This window comes from Providencia sp. PROV272, from assembly GCF_049901975.1.
Classification (GTDB): domain Bacteria; phylum Pseudomonadota; class Gammaproteobacteria; order Enterobacterales; family Enterobacteriaceae; genus Providencia; species Providencia stuartii.
Map to the genome: position 1 here is coordinate 358,057 of NZ_CP096291.1, position 18,593 is coordinate 376,649.

The window sequence follows — 18,593 nt, forward strand, 5'->3', positions numbered from 1 at the left end:
AAAAAAGTGATAAAAAGGGGTTGCTAGAATTTTCTGACTCCCTATAATGCGCATCCGTTGTCACGACAAACCACTTCGGTGGTCAGGTTAGAAAAGAAACCAGTGGCAACGAGAGGTGAAAAAAGAAAGAAAAAGTTGAAAATAATCGCTTGACTTTCTCACGAAAAAACGTAGTATACATCACCTCGCGACAACGACCTAACTGGTTAATATCGAAAGATAAAGTCGCAACGCTCTTTAACAATTTATCAGACAATCTGTGTGGGCACTCACAGGACACTATCAAAAAAATATTTGATTTTAAAGTCTTGAAGAGTGACTAACACGTTAATTCATATATGAAAGAATGTAGTCAGTTTAATTCTTTGAGCATCAAACACTTTTAATTGAAGAGTTTGATCATGGCTCAGATTGAACGCTGGCGGCAGGCCTAACACATGCAAGTCGAGCGGTAACAGGGGAAGCTTGCTTCTCGCTGACGAGCGGCGGACGGGTGAGTAATGTATGGGGATCTGCCCGATAGAGGGGGATAACTACTGGAAACGGTGGCTAATACCGCATAATCTCTTAGGAGCAAAGCAGGGGACCTTCGGGCCTTGCGCTGTCGGATGAACCCATATGGGATTAGCTAGTAGGTAAGGTAATGGCTTACCTAGGCGACGATCCCTAGCTGGTCTGAGAGGATGATCAGCCACACTGGGACTGAGACACGGCCCAGACTCCTACGGGAGGCAGCAGTGGGGAATATTGCACAATGGGCGCAAGCCTGATGCAGCCATGCCGCGTGTATGAAGAAGGCCCTAGGGTTGTAAAGTACTTTCAGTCGGGAGGAAGGCGTTGATGTTAATACCATCAACGATTGACGTTACCGACAGAAGAAGCACCGGCTAACTCCGTGCCAGCAGCCGCGGTAATACGGAGGGTGCAAGCGTTAATCGGAATTACTGGGCGTAAAGCGCACGCAGGCGGTTAATTAAGTTAGATGTGAAATCCCCGGGCTTAACCTGGGAATGGCATCTAAGACTGGTTAGCTAGAGTCTTGTAGAGGGGGGTAGAATTCCATGTGTAGCGGTGAAATGCGTAGAGATGTGGAGGAATACCGGTGGCGAAGGCGGCCCCCTGGACAAAGACTGACGCTCAGGTGCGAAAGCGTGGGGAGCAAACAGGATTAGATACCCTGGTAGTCCACGCTGTAAACGATGTCGATTTGGAGGTTGTTCCCTAGAGGAGTGGCTTCCGGAGCTAACGCGTTAAATCGACCGCCTGGGGAGTACGGCCGCAAGGTTAAAACTCAAATGAATTGACGGGGGCCCGCACAAGCGGTGGAGCATGTGGTTTAATTCGATGCAACGCGAAGAACCTTACCTACTCTTGACATCCAGAGAATTTAGCAGAGATGCTTAAGTGCCTTCGGGAACTCTGAGACAGGTGCTGCATGGCTGTCGTCAGCTCGTGTTGTGAAATGTTGGGTTAAGTCCCGCAACGAGCGCAACCCTTATCCTTTGTTGCCAGCGATTCGGTCGGGAACTCAAAGGAGACTGCCGGTGATAAACCGGAGGAAGGTGGGGATGACGTCAAGTCATCATGGCCCTTACGAGTAGGGCTACACACGTGCTACAATGGCGTATACAAAGAGAAGCGACCTCGCGAGAGCAAGCGGAACTCATAAAGTACGTCGTAGTCCGGATTGGAGTCTGCAACTCGACTCCATGAAGTCGGAATCGCTAGTAATCGTAGATCAGAATGCTACGGTGAATACGTTCCCGGGCCTTGTACACACCGCCCGTCACACCATGGGAGTGGGTTGCAAAAGAAGTAGGTAGCTTAACCTTCGGGAGGGCGCTTACCACTTTGTGATCCATGACTGGGGTGAAGTCGTAACAAGGTAACCGTAGGGGAACCTGCGGTTGGATCACCTCCTTACCGTTGAAGTGTTTTGTGAAGTGTTCACACAGATTGTCTGATGAAAGAGTCAACGGTATCAATAGGCTTGTAGCTCAGGTGGTTAGAGCGCACCCCTGATAAGGGTGAGGTCGGTGGTTCAAGTCCACTCAGGCCTACCAAAATCGAATGAATGCTACGTTGTATCTCAGCTCGTTTACCTAGTGTAAACGTCGCTAAGCTACGCCTTGCCTTAATTCGATTTCGTTTTTAATCACACCGATTAAAGACGGCGATGATACTGTTAAACCTGTTATGGGGCTATAGCTCAGCTGGGAGAGCGCCTGCCTTGCACGCAGGAGGTCAGCGGTTCGATCCCGCTTAGCTCCACCATAATATTTTTGAATTATTCAGAATAGATTAGTTTTAGTCTATTGCGAATAATTATGCTCTTTAACAATCTGGAACAAGCTGAAAATTGAAACAACGCACATTGTTTATCGCTTAAACAATGTGAGAGTCTCTCAAAATTTCAAACCTGAAATTTTCGGTCATTCAAACGAGTGGCATGAGCGAGCAGGGTGAAATTCAAGGCGGACAGCGCGCAGCAAGCGCAGCGTACAGGAGTACGTGAGCATTGCGAGCACTGCCCAACGCAGAAGTTCACCACGCACAGCCATGACAGTCAGGTGATCGTTGAAACAATTTCGGGTTGTGAGGTTAAGCGACTAAGCGTACACGGTGGATGCCTAGGCAATCAGAGGCGATGAAGGACGTGCTAATCTGCGAAAAGCGTCGGTAAGGTGATATGAACCGTTATAACCGACGATGTCCGAATGGGGAAACCCAGTGCAATTCGTTGCACTATCGTTTGATGAATCCATAGTCAAACGAGGCGAACCGGGGGAACTGAAACATCTCAGTACCCCGAGGAAAAGAAATCAACCGAGATTCCCCTAGTAGCGGCGAGCGAACGGGGAGCAGCCCAGAGTCTTAATCAGCATCAGCATCAGGAGAACGGTCTGGAAAGGCCGGCAATAAAGGGTGATAGCCCCGTATCCGAAGGTGTTGGTGTTGTGAACTCGACGAGTAGGGCGGGACACGTGTTATCCTGTCTGAATATGGGGGGACCATCCTCCAAGGCTAAATACTCCTGATTGACCGATAGTGAACCAGTACCGTGAGGGAAAGGCGAAAAGAACCCCGGCGAGGGGAGTGAAATAGAACCTGAAACCGTGTACGTACAAGCAGTGGGAGCCTTGATTTATCAGGGTGACTGCGTACCTTTTGTATAATGGGTCAGCGACTTATATTCTGTAGCAAGGTTAACCGAATAGGGGAGCCGTAGGGAAACCGAGTCTTAACTGGGCGAATGAGTTGCAGGGTATAGACCCGAAACCCGGTGATCTAGCCATGGGCAGGTTGAAGGTTGGGTAACACTAACTGGAGGACCGAACCGACTAATGTTGAAAAATTAGCGGATGACTTGTGGCTGGGGGTGAAAGGCCAATCAAACCGGGAGATAGCTGGTTCTCCCCGAAAGCTATTTAGGTAGCGCCTCGTGAACTCATCTTCGGGGGTAGAGCACTGTTTCGGCTAGGGGGTCATCCCGACTTACCAACCCGATGCAAACTACGAATACCGAAGAATGTTATCACGGGAGACACACGGCGGGTGCTAACGTTCGTCGTGAAGAGGGAAACAACCCAGACCGCCAGCTAAGGTCCCAAAGTCATGGTTAAGTGGGAAACGAAGTGGGAAGGCTCAGACAGCCAGGATGTTGGCTTAGAAGCAGCCATCATTTAAAGAAAGCGTAATAGCTCACTGGTCGAGTCGGCCTGCGCGGAAGATGTAACGGGGCTAAACCATGCACCGAAGCTGCGGCAGCGACATGTAAATGTTGTTGGGTAGGGGAGCGTTCTGTAAGCCTGTGAAGGTGTGCTGCGAGGCATGCTGGAGGTATCAGAAGTGCGAATGCTGACATAAGTAACGATAATGCGGGTGAAAAACCCGCACGCCGGAAGACCAAGGGTTCCTGTCCAACGTTAATCGGGGCAGGGTGAGTCGACCCCTAAGGCGAGGCAGAAATGCGTAGTCGATGGGAAACAGGTTAATATTCCTGTACTGGTGATAATTGCGATGGGGGGACGGAGAAGGCTAGGCTGGCCGGGCGACGGTTGTCCCGGTTTAAGGATGTAGGTGGGTGAATTAGGCAAATCCGGTTCGCTATACACTGAGGTCTGATGACGAGTCACTACGGTGGCGAAGTAGCTCATGCCCCGCTTCCAGGAAAAGCCTCTAAGCTCTAGATTATCATTAATCGTACCCCAAACCGACACAGGTGGTCAGGTAGAGAATACTCAGGCGCTTGAGAGAACTCGGGTGAAGGAACTAGGCAAAATGGTGCCGTAACTTCGGGAGAAGGCACGCTGGCATTAGGTGAAGTGGTTTACCCATGGAGCTGAAGCCAGTCGCAGATACCAGCTGGCTGCAACTGTTTATTAAAAACACAGCACTGTGCAAACACGAAAGTGGACGTATACGGTGTGACGCCTGCCCGGTGCTGGAAGGTTAATTGATGGGGTTATCCGTAAGGAGAAGCTCTTGATCGAAGCCCCAGTAAACGGCGGCCGTAACTATAACGGTCCTAAGGTAGCGAAATTCCTTGTCGGGTAAGTTCCGACCTGCACGAATGGCGTAATGATGGCCAGGCTGTCTCCACCCGAGACTCAGTGAAATTGAACTCGCTGTGAAGATGCAGTGTACCCGCGGCAAGACGGAAAGACCCCGTGAACCTTTACTATAGCTTGACACTGAACATTGAGCCTTGATGTGTAGGATAGGTGGGAGGCTTTGAAGTGTGGACGCCAGTCTGCATGGAGCCAACCTTGAAATACCACCCTTTAATGTTTGATGTTCTAACGTAGCCCCATAATCTGGGGTGCGGACAGTGTCTGGTGGGTAGTTTGACTGGGGCGGTCTCCTCCCAAAGCGTAACGGAGGAGCACGAAGGTTGGCTAAGCATGGTCGGACATCATGCGGTTAGTGCAAAGGCATAAGCCAGCTTGACTGCGAGAGTGACGGCTCGAGCAGGTACGAAAGTAGGTCTTAGTGATCCGGTGGTTCTGAATGGAAGGGCCATCGCTCAACGGATAAAAGGTACTCCGGGGATAACAGGCTGATACCGCCCAAGAGTTCATATCGACGGCGGTGTTTGGCACCTCGATGTCGGCTCATCACATCCTGGGGCTGAAGTAGGTCCCAAGGGTATGGCTGTTCGCCATTTAAAGTGGTACGCGAGCTGGGTTTAGAACGTCGTGAGACAGTTCGGTCCCTATCTGCCGTGGGCGTTGGAAGATTGAAAGGGGCTGCTCCTAGTACGAGAGGACCGGAGTGGACGCACCGCTGGTGTTCGGGTTGTCATGCCAATGGCACTGCCCGGTAGCTAAGTGCGGAAGAGATAACCGCTGAAAGCATCTAAGCGGGAAACTTGCCTTGAGATGAGTCTTCCCTGACTCTTTAAGGGTCCTAAAGGAACGTTTAAGACGAAGACGTTGATAGGCTGGGTGTGTAAGCGTAGCGATACGTTGAGCTAACCAGTACTAATGAACCGTGAGGCTTAACCTGACAACACCGAAGGTGTTTTAGAGAGACGATTGTTGAAGTGCACGAGATAGAGTGGTGCGAGAAATCAGCTTGTTCAAGATTGCAGTTCTGGTTTGCGGTGTCGACGCAAACGGGAACGAAACCGAATTTGTCTGGCGGCAATAGCGCGGTGGTCCCACCTGACCCCATGCCGAACTCAGCAGTGAAACGCCGTAGCGCCGATGGTAGTGTGGGGTCTCCCCATGTGAGAGTAGGGAACTGCCAGACATCAAATCAGTGAGAAAGCCACCCATCGGGTGGCTTTTTTGCGTTTGGGAGAGATAAAGTTTAATCCCTTATTTAGGGCGGCTTATTTTTTCAAATATGGGTTATTTCAATAGCAATAGATAGATTAAAGAATTATTAGTAAGAAATTTATCAAAGCCCTCATCTATTTCATACCTTACCTTCCATCACTTCCCTTCTTTTCCCATTTTCTCTATTTTTGGCGGATTCCAGCCAGCATTACTAGTACTTAGTATCTTTGTCTCTGTATAGGATATAAATAAAAATTCTAATAAATATTGATGTTTATAATTGAATAGTTTTTATCATAATATAAATAGAATCATACAGTTATAACCATGCTATATATAGCAATCAAATTGTACCAAATCTAATCACTTGAAATAATTTCAATTAGTGTTGAAAGACTCGACAATGATGGCAACTTTGGTTAGATTATTTAGCATTCTAGAAGTCTAAACGTATAAATGTATAAAAGGGGAAGATGATGCCAATTCGTTTACCTGATGAGTTGCCAGCGGTAAATTTCTTACGAGAGGAGAATGTTTTTGTCATGACAACGACAAGAGCAAGCCTTCAGGAGATCCGTCCCTTGAAAGTGTTACTACTCAATTTGATGCCTAAGAAAATTGAAACTGAAAATCAATTTTTACGTTTACTGTCGAACACACCGCTACAAGTTGATATTCAGTTACTGCGAATTGATCAGCGTGAATCTAAAAATACGCCTGCGGAACATCTGAATACCTTTTATTGTGACTTTGAGGATATCCAAGACCAGAATTTTGATGGATTGATTGTGACTGGTGCTCCTTTAGGTTTAGTGGAGTTTTGTGATGTTGCTTATTGGCAGCAAATAGAAAAAGTGATTCATTGGGCGAAAGATCATGTGACCTCGACTCTATTTGTTTGCTGGGCGGTGCAGGCTGCATTGAAAGTGCTTTATGATTTACCTAAATGGACACGGGAAGAAAAGCTATCTGGTATTTATCAGCATGATACGCTTGAGCCTTTTGCCCTATTAACCCGAGGATTTGATGGATCTTTTTATGCGCCTCATTCACGCTATGCTGACTTCCCTGAATCATTGATCCGCAAACATACGGATTTGGATATATTAGCTAGTTCACAAGAAGCAGGGGCTTATCTATTTGCATCTAAAGATAAGCGATTAGTTTTTGTTACAGGTCATCCAGAATACGATGCGGATACCCTCGCTCAAGAATATTGGCGCGATGTTGATGCTGGAATTTCGCCAAATATCCCCTGTAATTATTTTAGGGAAAATAATCCGGAAAAGGATCCCATTATTACTTGGCGTAGTCATGGGCACCTACTTTTCTCAAATTGGTTAAATTATTATGTGTATCAGATCACACCTTTCGATCTTAGTCATATGCAGCCGACGTTAGATTAAAAAACCACCTATCTACTGCCAGATACGCTTATAACAACGTATTCGCCTAGTGTAATGATAAATTACAGCGATTTCATTTAAGTTGAATCCTAATTAAAGAATTTAAGCAGCCCTGATGAGGCTGCTTTTTTTGTTTTTTAGTAAATGATTGTTATTTTTACAACACATTGATTTAACTTAATTTTAACATCTTTTGTTGTGAAAAGGGAACCTGCAATCATAATTAGAATCTTGTTAATTTAATTATATATCAATATGTTGTATTTAAATTAAAATAAAATGGAAACTATTTTTGATTTATTTTTATTTTGAGTTAGTCTTAATTTATCGGCAGATATGAGAGAGGATCTACCAATGGATCAGCAATTATCAGCATCAACATTAACATTTACTAAGAGTTTTAATCAGCAAGATAGCAAGGTGCTAACGACTGAAGCTATCGCGTTTCTTTCTGATCTGGCAGAAAAGTTTTCCGCTAAAAGAGATGTGCTATTGAAAGAAAGGCAAGTTAGACAACAGAAAATAGATTCTGGCATGTTGCCTGATTTCATTTCAGAAAGTGATTCCATTAAAAAGGCTGATTGGAAAATTCAAAATATCCCTGAGGATTTGCGTGATCGCCGAGTTGAGATCACTGGCCCTGTAGAGCGTAAGATGGTGATCAATGCGCTTAATGCCAATGTTAAAGTTTTTATGGCTGATTTTGAAGATTCACTCTCCCCTTCATGGGATAAATTGATCGATGGGCAAATTAATTTAAGAGATGCGGTTCGAGGCGATATTTCGTATACCAACGAAAATGGAAAGGTTTACCAATTAAAATCTAACCCTGCTGTATTAATCGCGCGTGTTCGTGGTCTGCATTTAGATGAAAAACATGTTTTGCTCGATGGTAAGCCAATCCCCGGAGGGTTATTCGATTTTGCGCTCTACTTTTTTCATAACTATGAAGCGCTACTAGCAAAAGGAAGTGGCCCTTACTTCTATATACCCAAACTTGAGTCTTGGCAGGAAGCTCAATGGTGGAGTGATGTATTTAGTATGGCCGAAGACTCTGTTGGTTTACCACGAGGAACGATTAAGGCCACCGTACTTATCGAAACACTGCCAGCTGTTTTTCAGATGGATGAAATCTTGTATCACATGCGCCAGCATATCGTTGGTCTAAATTGTGGCCGTTGGGATTATATTTTCAGTTATATCAAAACATTAAAAGAGCACGCAGATAGGGTATTACCTGATCGCCAAGTCGTGACCATGACACAACCTTTTTTAAGTGCTTATTCTCGGTTGCTGATTAAAACTTGCCACCGTCGAGGGGCTTTTGCAATGGGGGGGATGTCTGCCTTTATCCCAAGTAAAGATGCACAAGAGAATAAAGCTATTTTAGAGAAGGTTAAAGCTGATAAGGAATTAGAAGCCCGTAATGGTCATGATGGCTCATGGGTTGCACACCCTGGGTTAGCAGACACCGTCATGGCGGTTTTTAACCAAGCACTGGGCGAACACCAAAACCAATTACACGTATCGCGCGATTCAGACGAAGAAATTACCGCTCAGCAGCTATTGCAGCCTTGTGATGGCGAAAGGACGGAAGCGGGTATGCGAGCGAATATCCGAGTTGCAGTTCAATATATTGAAGCATGGATATCTGGAAATGGTTGTGTACCGATATATGGCTTAATGGAGGATGCTGCAACGGCAGAAATTTCTCGTACCTCTATTTGGCAATGGATCCGCCATGGTAAGTCGCTTTCAAATGGTGAAAAAGTCACTAAAGCCCTCTTTGAAGAAATGTTAGATGAAGAATTACAAGTCATTCAAAAAGAGCTTGGTGATCAGAAGTTCCAAAGTGGTCGTTTCCGTGAGGCCGCTGACTTGATGCGAAGAATAACAACGCAAGATGAACTCATTGAGTTTTTAACAATACCTGGTTACCAATTTATTAATTAAGCACGATTAAAGCCGTTCCGATAGGCCCTACTTAAATTATAAGGAATACGAACATGACGATATCACGCGCAGAGCAGATTGCCCAATTAGAGAATGAGTGGAAAAAAGCACGTTGGGAAGGGATCACTCGCCCTTATAGTGCTGAAGAAGTGGTGAAGCTGCGTGGTTCAGTTAACCCAGAACATACTCTAGCGACCAGAGGGGCACAAAGGTTATGGGATCAACTCCATGGCCATTCTAAAAAAGGTTATGTGAATGCCTTAGGTGCCTTAACGGGGGGACAAGCATTACAGCAAGCCAAAGCGGGAATTGAAGCTATTTATCTTTCTGGCTGGCAAGTGGCAGCGGATGCGAACACGGCATCAAGTATGTACCCTGACCAATCGTTATACCCGGTCGATTCGGTTCCTTCGGTCGTGAAAAAGATAAACAACACGTTCCGTCGGGCGGATCAAATTCAATGGGCTAATGGGATTGGGCCAGAAAATAAGGAATACATTGATTTCTTCCTCCCTATCGTTGCTGATGCTGAAGCGGGATTTGGTGGGGTGCTAAATGCCTTTGAACTAATGAAAGGTATGATTGAAGCGGGAGCTGCTGCCGTACATTTTGAAGATCAGCTCGCGGCGGTTAAAAAATGTGGTCATATGGGTGGAAAGGTACTAGTACCAACCCAAGAGGCTATACAAAAGTTAGTTGCGGCTCGTTTAGCAGCGGATGTGTCGGGAGTACCAACGATTTTAATCGCGAGAACGGATGCAGACGCCGCCGATCTTTTAACGTCGGATTGCGACCCGTATGATGCCGAATTTATTACAGGGGAAAGAACCAACGAAGGCTTTTTCCGTACTAAAGCGGGCATTGAGCAAGCCATTAGCCGTGGGCTCGCTTACGCGCCATATGCTGATTTGGTCTGGTGTGAAACATCAAAACCTGATTTAGAGGCGGCTCGCCAATTTGCCGAGGCGATCCACGCGAAATACCCGGGTAAATTACTGGCTTATAATTGCTCACCTTCCTTTAACTGGAAGAGAAACTTGGACGATGCGACGATTGCTCGCTTCCAAGATGAGCTTTCAGCGATGGGTTACCGCTTCCAGTTTATCACATTGGCGGGTATTCATAGCATGTGGTTTAACATGTTTGATTTAGCTCATGCGTATGCACAAGGTGAAGGTATGAAGCACTACGTAGAGAAAGTTCAGGAGCGTGAGTTTGCTGCGATTGATAAGGGTTATACCTTCTCTTCGCATCAGCAGGAGGTGGGAACGGGTTATTTTGATAAGGTAACGACTGTGATCCAAGGTGGAACATCATCAGTCACTGCGCTGACAGGTTCGACGGAAGAAGAGCAGTTTTAACCAGAAACTTCTTTCATTAAGCCGCGCATATTTTTCTTTTGTTCATATGTATCTGTTTTTTGTTTTACCGGCACTTTCGAGTGCCGTTTTTTGTCAGGAGCTACTATGACACTATCGACTGAACAGATAATTTCTCAAACCATTTTACAAGGTTTTGATGCTCAGTATGGTCGTTTTTTAGAGATTACATCAGGTGCACAGGAACGATTTGAACGAGCAGATTGGCATGCTATTCAAGATGCGATGAAACAAAGAATACAGTTGTATGACCACCATGTAGGGTTAGTCGTGGCTCAGTTACAATTTATGGGTTTGGTTCAGTCATTAACGCCAGAAATGCTTTCGAATATTAAACGGGTATACACGGCATTGTTACCGCATTACCCGCGTTTTGAGATTGCAGAAAGTTTTTTTAATTCGGTGTATTGTCGTTTGTTCCAGCATCGGGAACTGACGCAAGACAACTTATTTATTTTTACCTCTCAGCCAGCTCGGCGTTTTAGTGACCTGCCTAGGCCATTAGCTCGAGAATATCCGGTTAAAGACAGTTTGTTTAATGTACTGGAAGAAGTGCTAAGTGCATTGCCGCTACGTTTGCAGTGGCGCTCTTTAAGTTGGGATGTGCAATGCATTGTTGAGAGCCTAATAGAACGATTCCCTAATATTCGCAATGAAACGGTTACTTTCCAGATTGCGAATGAATTGTTTTATAGAAATAAGGCAGCGTGGCTGGTGGGAAAATTGGTCATTAATAATGAAGTTCACCCCTTTTTATTACCTATTCATCATGACGCTGACCACAAAATTTATGTTGATACCTGTTTAACGGGGTTTGATGAAGCCAGCATCGTCTTTGGTTTTGCTCGCTCTTATTTTATGGTTTATGCCCCATTTCCAGCCGCATTGGTTTTTTGGTTACGGGAAATTTTACCGAGTAAATCTATTGCTGAACTGTATATGGCAATTGGCTGCCAAAAACATGGAAAGACGGAGTACTATCGTGAATATCTGGCTTTTATTAATTTTTCTCGAGAACAGTTCACGATAGCGCCTGGTGTGAAGGGAATGGTAATGTTGGTATTCACTTCGCCTTCTTTTGATCGCGTATTTAAATTGATTAAAGATGAGTTTGCTCCACAAAAAGAGGTCACGAGGGAACGTGTACAGGAGTGCTATCGGCTTGTTAAAGAACACGATAGGGTTGGGCGAATGGCGGATACCCAAGAATTTGAAAACTTTATTATTGAAAAGCGTTATATCAGTGATGAACTGATGGCGGAATTACTTAAGGAAGCCCCTTCCCTGATAGAAGATTTAGGCGACAAAATATTGATCCGTCATTTGTATATGGAACGGAAGATGACGCCATTAAATATTTATATGGATGAGGCTGACGAAGCGCAATTACATCATGTGATTGATGAGTATGGTCAGGCGATAAAACAGCTAGCGGCAGCAAATATTTTTCCAGGCGATATGTTATTTAAAAATTTTGGTGTGACACGTCATGGCCGCGTTGTTTTTTATGACTATGATGAAATTTGCTATATGACCGAAGTAAATTTTAGGAAGATCCCTGAACCTATGTACCCAGAGCAAGAACTTTCGGGGGAGCCTTGGTACAGCGTGGGAGAGCAGGATGTTTTTCCAGAGGAGTTTGCGTTATTTTTATGCCAAGACCCTAAAATACGCGGTTATTTACAGAAGCGGCATGCCAACTTATTTACGGCAGAATATTGGCAAGGCTTACAAAATAGGATCCGCAGCGGCTATATCGAGGACGTCTATGCTTATCGAGAAGATTTGCGCTTTAGTTTACGTTTTGGACAGGAGCCAATGCAGCGACTTAGTGGCTGAGTTAAGCAATAGAGCCACAGTATTGGGATACTCTGGCTCATATTGATATATCAAATTTAATTATTGCTGAGCGCCTTTAATCGCTTCTTCTGCCAATTGAGTGATTCGTTGATAACCACCGGATTCAAGGGCATCTTCTGGCACTAACCATGAACCACCGATACACAATACACTTTTCAAGGCAAGGTAATCGCGGTAGTTAGCTGGCGATATTCCACCCGTTGGACAAAATTTAACTTGTGAGAAGGGGCCAGCAATTGCTTTTAATGCTTTTACACCGCCATTGGCTTCGGCAGGGAAGAACTTAAACTCTTTTAAGCCATAATTCATACCGAGCATTAATTCTGAAACGGTTGATATACCTGGAATTAGAGGGATACAACCTTTTGTTGCTGCACTGAGTAACTCTTCGGTAAGACCTGGGCTAATAGCGAATTGGGCGCCAGCCTCAGTGACGGCTGTGAGTTGTTGAGCATTAATCACAGTGCCTGCTCCGATCATCGCCTCGGGCACTTCATTGGCAATAAGACGAATTGCATCAATGGCACACTCAGTACGCAGTGTCACTTCAAGTACTCTAATTCCCCCTTTTACCAGTGCTTTTGCGAGAGGAACCGCCTGTTCAAGTTTATTGATCACAATGACGGGAACGACAGGGCCTGCATTGAGTACATCTGCAGCAGCTAACTTCCAATTATGCATAATCTTTTCCTATTCACTGAAGGAGTTAAAAATCGAGACTACAAGCCCCTTCTTCGGCACCCGAGAAGTGGTTTCTTAATGCACTAAAGAGCTCTCGACCACAGCCTGAACGTTGGGCTCTTAAATCTGGTTGATAAGCCTGACGAGCGGCGAGTGTTGGTTCATCGACTCGCAGAGTCAATTCACCCGTTACACCATTCACACGAATGATATCGCCATTTTCCACCTTAGCCAGTAAACCGCCATTATGTGCTTCAGGGGTGACATGGATGGCCGAAGGAACCTTACCTGATGCGCCGGATAATCGACCGTCTGTTACTAGTGCAACTTTATAACCTCTATCCATAAGAACCCCTAATGGAGGCATGAGTTTATGGAGTTCAGGCATACCATTTGCAGATGGGCCTTGGAAACGGACAACAATGACGCAATCACGATCTAATTCCCCAGACTCAAACAGCGGCAAAATATCGTGTTGGTTATTGAAGACGACAGCAGGAGCTTCAATGATTTGATTCGCTTCCGGTATTGCGGAGGTTTTCATGACGGCGCGTCCTAAATTCCCCGATAAAACTTTTGTACCACCATGATGGGAAAATGGCTGATTAATATCTGCGATGACGTTCAAGTCAAAGGAGGTATCGGGGCCGTCACGCCACGCTAAATGACCGTTGTCTAGCCAAGGCTCCATGGTGTAGCGTGAGAGGCCATTACCAGCAACAGTATGAACGTCGTGATGGAGTAATCCTTTGGATAAGAGCTGGCGGATAAGGAGAGGTACTCCGCCTGCGGCTTGAAATTGATTTATATCTGCTTGACCATTGGGGTAAATGCGGCAGATTAATGGGATCACTGCTGATAGCTCAGAGAAATCATCCCAATTAATGATGATCCCTGCTGCTCGTGCAATAGCCACTAGGTGCATAGTTAAATTAGTTGAACCGCCAGTTGCAAGTAAGGCGATAATACCATTCACAATGACCTTTTCGTCAATTAATTGGCCTATTGGCAGGTAATTACCTGATTGTTCGGTTAAACGAGTAATTTGGCGTGCTGCTGCCTCGGTTAAGGCGTCGCGTAAGGGGGTATCCGGCTGAACAAAAGAGGCCCCCGGTAAATGTAGACCCATAACCTCCATGACCATTTGGTTAGAGTTTGCGGTACCGTAAAAGGTACAGGTGCCAATACCATGATAAGAGGCAGCTTCAGCTTCTAATAGCGCGTTTCTATCTACTTTGCCTTCGACATATAGCTGGCGGATGCGGACTTTTTCTTTATTTGGTAACCCTGTTGTCATTGGGCCGGCAGGAACAAAAATAGCGGGAAGGTGACCAAAGGACAAGGCACCAATCATGAGGCCGGGCACAATTTTATCGCAGATCCCAAGGTATAACGCGCCGTCAAACATATTATGTGAAAGGCCAATTGCGGTAGACATTGCAATCACATCACGGCTTAGCAGAGACAATTCCATGCCATCTTGCCCTTGAGTTACACCATCACACATTGCAGGCACGCCGGCGGCAACTTGCCCAATAGCACCCGATTCGAGTAACGCTTTTTTCAGACGCTCAGGGTAATTGTCATAGGGGCGGTGAGCTGACAGCATATCATTATAAGAGTTAATGATCGCAATATCAGAGCGTGTCATGCTTTTGAGGATCTTCTTATCTTCAGGTTGGCAGGCTGCAAATCCATGAGCGAGGTTACCACAAGCAAGTTCTGCACGATGAACGGTTGTACTACGTGCTTGCTCAATTTTGTGTAGGTAATGCTCTCTTGTTTTTTTTGAGCGAGCGATAATACGTTTGGTGATCCGCATTATTTCAGGATGAACGGAGGAATAACCGTTCTCTATCTTATTGGAATTGCTCATAATTACTAACCTCATCACAGAGACTTTTTATCTACCAACACGCATTTATCAAATAAGGGCGCTGAAGAGACTTTATTTGTTTAGCGATATGTTACCGGTAACATTGTTAATTGAAATGCATAGAGTTGCAATGGATCGTGGACAGATTTCGAAGTATCTGTGATCTGAATCAAGATTACTTGACTTGTTGATTGAGGGAAAATTGTGCTGTTTTCGATTAATAGGCTGAATTTTGTGAATGATTTGTGGTCTAGTAATAGGCTTACACATTGATTGAGAAAGAAGGTCTATAGTCGGGGATTCATGCTAAAACGGTTTATTGCAGTGGCATTACTGTTCACATCGTCTTTAACATATGCAGAGACGGTATTGGAATCAGGCTCGCTATCAATACTCAATGATATTCAGCAACGTACAAAAGGACTGAATGAAGAGCAGCGGGTTAAAGTGATAACTGAAACATTGCTAGGCACGCCTTATAACAGTCACACGTTGAACGCTTCTTTTTCGGCGAAAGAAACGTTGGTTATAAATTTAAAATCAATGGATTGCATGACTTTTATTGAATATACAGAAGCATTTAAAAGATCAGAGAATTATGATGATTTTATTCATAATCTAAAAAATATCCGTTATACGCAAGATAATATCTCCTATGTGAATCGACGGCATTTTTTCACCGATTGGTTGTATCAAAACGACGGTATGGTGTTTGATATCACCCAAACCATCAGCCCTAACGCAGTTCAGGTGTATAAAAATCTTAATTTAAAAAGTCATGGGCAGCGCTTTATTCAAGGTCTACCGGTAACGAAACGCGTAGTCAGCTATATACCGACAGAGTATATCGATGAGGCTGTGTTGGATGCGCTACAGACAGGGGATTATATTGGGATTTATGCTAATCGGGCTGGGCTAGATGTAAGTCACGTTGGGATTGCTATTCGTCAGGGCGGTAAAATTTATTTTAGAAATGCTTCCTCATTAAAACTTAATTTGCAAGTTATGGATATAGAGTTAATGCGCTATTTGCGTGGTAAGGCTGGGATCATTGTCGTCAGATCCACAGTAGACTCATCGACCGGATATTAGGGGATTACTTCAAGTTCTGATATCGCCATTAGTTAAATTTACAGCTTTAAATATATCTTTATGGAGCTGACTGTATTCAATTTGAATTGGATTTAATTTAATATTTAATTCATAAATTATGATCTACCTCATATTATGGATTGTTGTTACTCATTTTTCAGGAATTCTAAATATTGTTTAAAGTGTCTAACTATTTCTAGAGTTATTTAAAGTGTAAATAGTTATTAAAATATTAAGTATAAATAATTAACTATAAAACTAATTGTAGGCGTGATAAAAATAAAAAAATGCTTAAAAAGCAATGAATTGCTTTTTTAAAAAAGGAATAAATTTGTTTAATAAAATGAATGATAACTATTAACTATCAATATGTTAAATTTTGATTGCTGATAACTATTTTTAAAGAGGGGGGGAAATTCTATAATAGTTGGGCTAATAAAATAATATTATTTCCTTTTCTAGGAGAGGGATATGGCGATAAAAAAAAGAGAAGATGTGTATGCTTTATTAGGTCACCATTTGCGTCAAGCAAGAATGAAAAGAGGATTATCTGGTCACGAATTAGCAAATATTATTAATTTAAGTCAGCAACAAATCTCGCGTTATGAGCGTGGCGTAAATAAATTGAGTTTAGATAAACTTATTGAAATTATTGTATTTTTAGATATCGATGTTAAAGATATTGTGAGGATTATTACGACAGAAGTTGAACATGAGAAGCGAACTTTCTATACATCAATAGAATAGGAAATTTATTTGAGATTAGGAGGTCTGACGAGATTCTCTAATTTATTAGAGGAATTTTTAGGCTGTTCTGATAAAGACTAAAACTTTGTTAATAATTTTAATCTAATATAGTCAATGTGACTAGTTATCAACGCGTAATATGTGTTCGAGCACCTCTATGGGTAACTGGTATTAAATTATCGGTTACCCACTCAAACTGTAAAATATACTAATATAATTGGTGAATATATCACTCAAGGTATGCTTATTTACCTTAGTCATCCATGACTCTTTCGTTATACATCGGATAAATAATCGCGATTGAAGGTCAACTTATATCTGAACTATCAAGACTAGATAAATAAACATGTGGTTTATACTTAATAAAGTATTCCGATTGATTATTTTTTATCAGATTAATTATAAATTATTCTAAAATTAATCATCTATCATATCAATTTTTGATAATTTGATTTTAAAGAAACCAGACCGTTTTCGTATTTTTACCCTTTTATTAGGTTTTGGTTTTAACTATTAACCAAATAAAGGCTATATTTGATTAAAGTAAAATAGTAACCAGATTGATAATGGTAACCTAAACCAATGAATTAAACTTATGCTAAATTCTTTTGAAACAAATTAGAGATAAAATAATCAACCCATTTAAGGTAAGGATGCCGTGCAGGCTATAAAGCATTTTCCGTGTATATGATAGCCTGAATCGAATGGTTAAAATGCTCAAAATAACGGTTACGCACTTTGGCTTAAGCATGGGTAAAAAAGGTATTTCAATCGTTTTTTTTAATATGGATAATGCCCTATTTTTCTTGGCGATTTAGCTTAGATAATCGTCTATTTTTATTTTGTGTATTCTTTGTAAACAAATAAATAGGTAGAATGCCTGTCAATTTAACATAGGGGCTATAAGGACAGATTGAATGATCCGTTATTTATTAATTCTAATGGTTTTTATTATTTCAGGTTGTTCAACGCTGTCACCACGGCAGGGATACTATGTTGATAATCGCTATCCGTCACGCAATACGAGTGAAAGGGTCCAATATGTGGTTTTGCACTATACAGTGTCTGATGACAATCAATCTATCTATCTGCTCACTAAAGGTAATGTGAGCTCCCATTATCTGATCCCAAGTACTCCCTCACAGGAAAATAATAAGCCCGTGGTATTACAGCTAGTGCCGGAATCGCTAAAGGCATGGCATGCTGGTGATAGCCATTGGCTAAATAGCAGTAATTTGAATGATACTTCAATTGGTATTGAAATTGTGAATTCAGGTTTTTCCACGGATCAGAATGGCCGTAAAATATGGGCTCCTTTTAATCAGTCGCAAATTTTAGCTTTAATCCCGTTAGTGAAAGATATTATGCAGCGCTATAATATCCCTGCGCAAAATATCATCGGGCATAGTGATATTGCGCCATTACGCAAAGAGGACCCCGGTAGAGCCTTTCCATGGGAAGAATTGGCGAAACAAGACATTGGCGCATGGCCTGATGCTGCGACAGTAAAAGGTTATTTGTCGAATAGAGGGAAAGACGAGCCGAGTAATGTGCTATTGTTGCAGAAGGCACTAAGGTTTTATGGCTATGCGGAAATTCCGCTATCAGGGGAGCTGGATGGGCAGACGCAACAGATCATTAGCGCATTCCAAATGCATTTCCGTCCACGGAACATTGATGGAAAAGCCGATGCTGAAACTGAGGCAATTGCGTTAGCGCTCATTGAAAAGTACCGTGATATGCCACGTTTCTTATCTACAAATTCATTTACGCATCCACAGGTTCAGCATATAACTAATTAATAACCTTATTTTTA

The 18,593-nt window shown here is 43.3% G+C and carries 9 protein-coding genes, 2 tRNA genes and 3 rRNA genes; 12 read left to right on the top strand and 2 right to left on the bottom strand.

The window, feature by feature from the left end:
• The first annotated feature begins 383 nt into the window (after positions 1 to 383).
• From M1E93_RS01560 to aceK, 9 genes are all read left to right on the top strand, one after another.
• Positions 384 to 1,923 (top strand): 16S ribosomal RNA (locus tag M1E93_RS01560).
• Between the two features lie 63 nt (positions 1,924 to 1,986).
• Positions 1,987 to 2,063 (top strand) — tRNA-Ile (locus tag M1E93_RS01565).
• Between the two features lie 135 nt (positions 2,064 to 2,198).
• Positions 2,199 to 2,274: transfer RNA gene (locus tag M1E93_RS01570), tRNA-Ala, on the top strand.
• A 325-nt stretch (positions 2,275 to 2,599) separates the two neighbouring features.
• Positions 2,600 to 5,508: ribosomal RNA gene (locus M1E93_RS01575) — 23S ribosomal RNA — on the top strand.
• Positions 5,509 to 5,638: 130 nt separating this feature from the next.
• A 5S ribosomal RNA gene (gene rrf / locus M1E93_RS01580) occupies positions 5,639 to 5,754 on the top strand.
• Together the 16S, 23S and 5S rRNA genes with 2 tRNA genes alongside form the textbook arrangement of a ribosomal RNA operon.
• Positions 5,755 to 6,259: 505 nt before the next feature.
• Positions 6,260 to 7,189 carry a homoserine O-acetyltransferase MetA gene (gene metA, locus M1E93_RS01585; protein ID WP_014656942.1) on the top strand — a complete coding sequence of 310 codons (930 nt, stop codon included), beginning with the start codon at positions 6,260 to 6,262 and terminating at the stop codon, positions 7,187 to 7,189.
• A gap of 354 nt (positions 7,190 to 7,543) precedes the next feature.
• Positions 7,544 to 9,142, top strand: a complete 1,599-nt coding sequence (gene aceB / locus M1E93_RS01590) for a malate synthase A (protein WP_014656941.1) — start codon at positions 7,544 to 7,546, stop codon at positions 9,140 to 9,142.
• Positions 9,143 to 9,195: 53 nt separating this feature from the next.
• Positions 9,196 to 10,503 carry an isocitrate lyase gene (gene aceA / locus M1E93_RS01595; RefSeq protein ID WP_004925881.1) on the top strand — a complete coding sequence of 436 codons (1,308 nt, stop codon included), beginning with the start codon at positions 9,196 to 9,198 and terminating at the stop codon, positions 10,501 to 10,503.
• A 105-nt stretch (positions 10,504 to 10,608) separates the two neighbouring features.
• Positions 10,609 to 12,360 (top strand): bifunctional isocitrate dehydrogenase kinase/phosphatase, encoded by a 1,752-nt coding sequence (aceK, locus tag M1E93_RS01600; RefSeq protein WP_004925884.1) that lies wholly within the window; start codon positions 10,609 to 10,611, stop codon positions 12,358 to 12,360.
• A gap of 60 nt (positions 12,361 to 12,420) precedes the next feature.
• Here the strand turns inward: aceK and M1E93_RS01605 are convergent, their stop codons facing one another.
• Positions 12,421 to 13,062, bottom strand: a complete 642-nt coding sequence (locus M1E93_RS01605) for a bifunctional 4-hydroxy-2-oxoglutarate aldolase/2-dehydro-3-deoxy-phosphogluconate aldolase (protein ID WP_104873043.1) — start codon at positions 13,060 to 13,062, stop codon at positions 12,421 to 12,423.
• Between the two features lie 25 nt (positions 13,063 to 13,087).
• Entirely contained in the window at positions 13,088 to 14,884 is a 1,797-nt protein-coding gene (gene edd / locus M1E93_RS01610; RefSeq protein ID WP_395756079.1) for a phosphogluconate dehydratase, read from the bottom strand.
• Between the two features lie 357 nt (positions 14,885 to 15,241).
• On the opposite strand from edd, the gene M1E93_RS01615 reads away from it, so the two are divergent.
• From M1E93_RS01615 to M1E93_RS01625, 3 genes are all read left to right on the top strand, one after another.
• The gene (locus tag M1E93_RS01615) at positions 15,242 to 16,030 is read left to right on the top strand and encodes an N-acetylmuramoyl-L-alanine amidase-like domain-containing protein (protein ID WP_004925887.1); all 789 of its coding nucleotides are present in this window, start codon (positions 15,242 to 15,244) and stop codon (positions 16,028 to 16,030) included.
• A gap of 471 nt (positions 16,031 to 16,501) precedes the next feature.
• Positions 16,502 to 16,777, top strand: a complete 276-nt coding sequence (locus M1E93_RS01620) for a helix-turn-helix domain-containing protein (protein WP_004925889.1) — start codon at positions 16,502 to 16,504, stop codon at positions 16,775 to 16,777.
• Positions 16,778 to 17,694: 917 nt separating this feature from the next.
• On the top strand, positions 17,695 to 18,579 hold the full coding sequence (locus tag M1E93_RS01625; protein WP_426207066.1) for an N-acetylmuramoyl-L-alanine amidase: 885 nt from the start codon (positions 17,695 to 17,697) through the stop codon (positions 18,577 to 18,579).
• Positions 18,580 to 18,593: the final 14 nt, after the last annotated feature.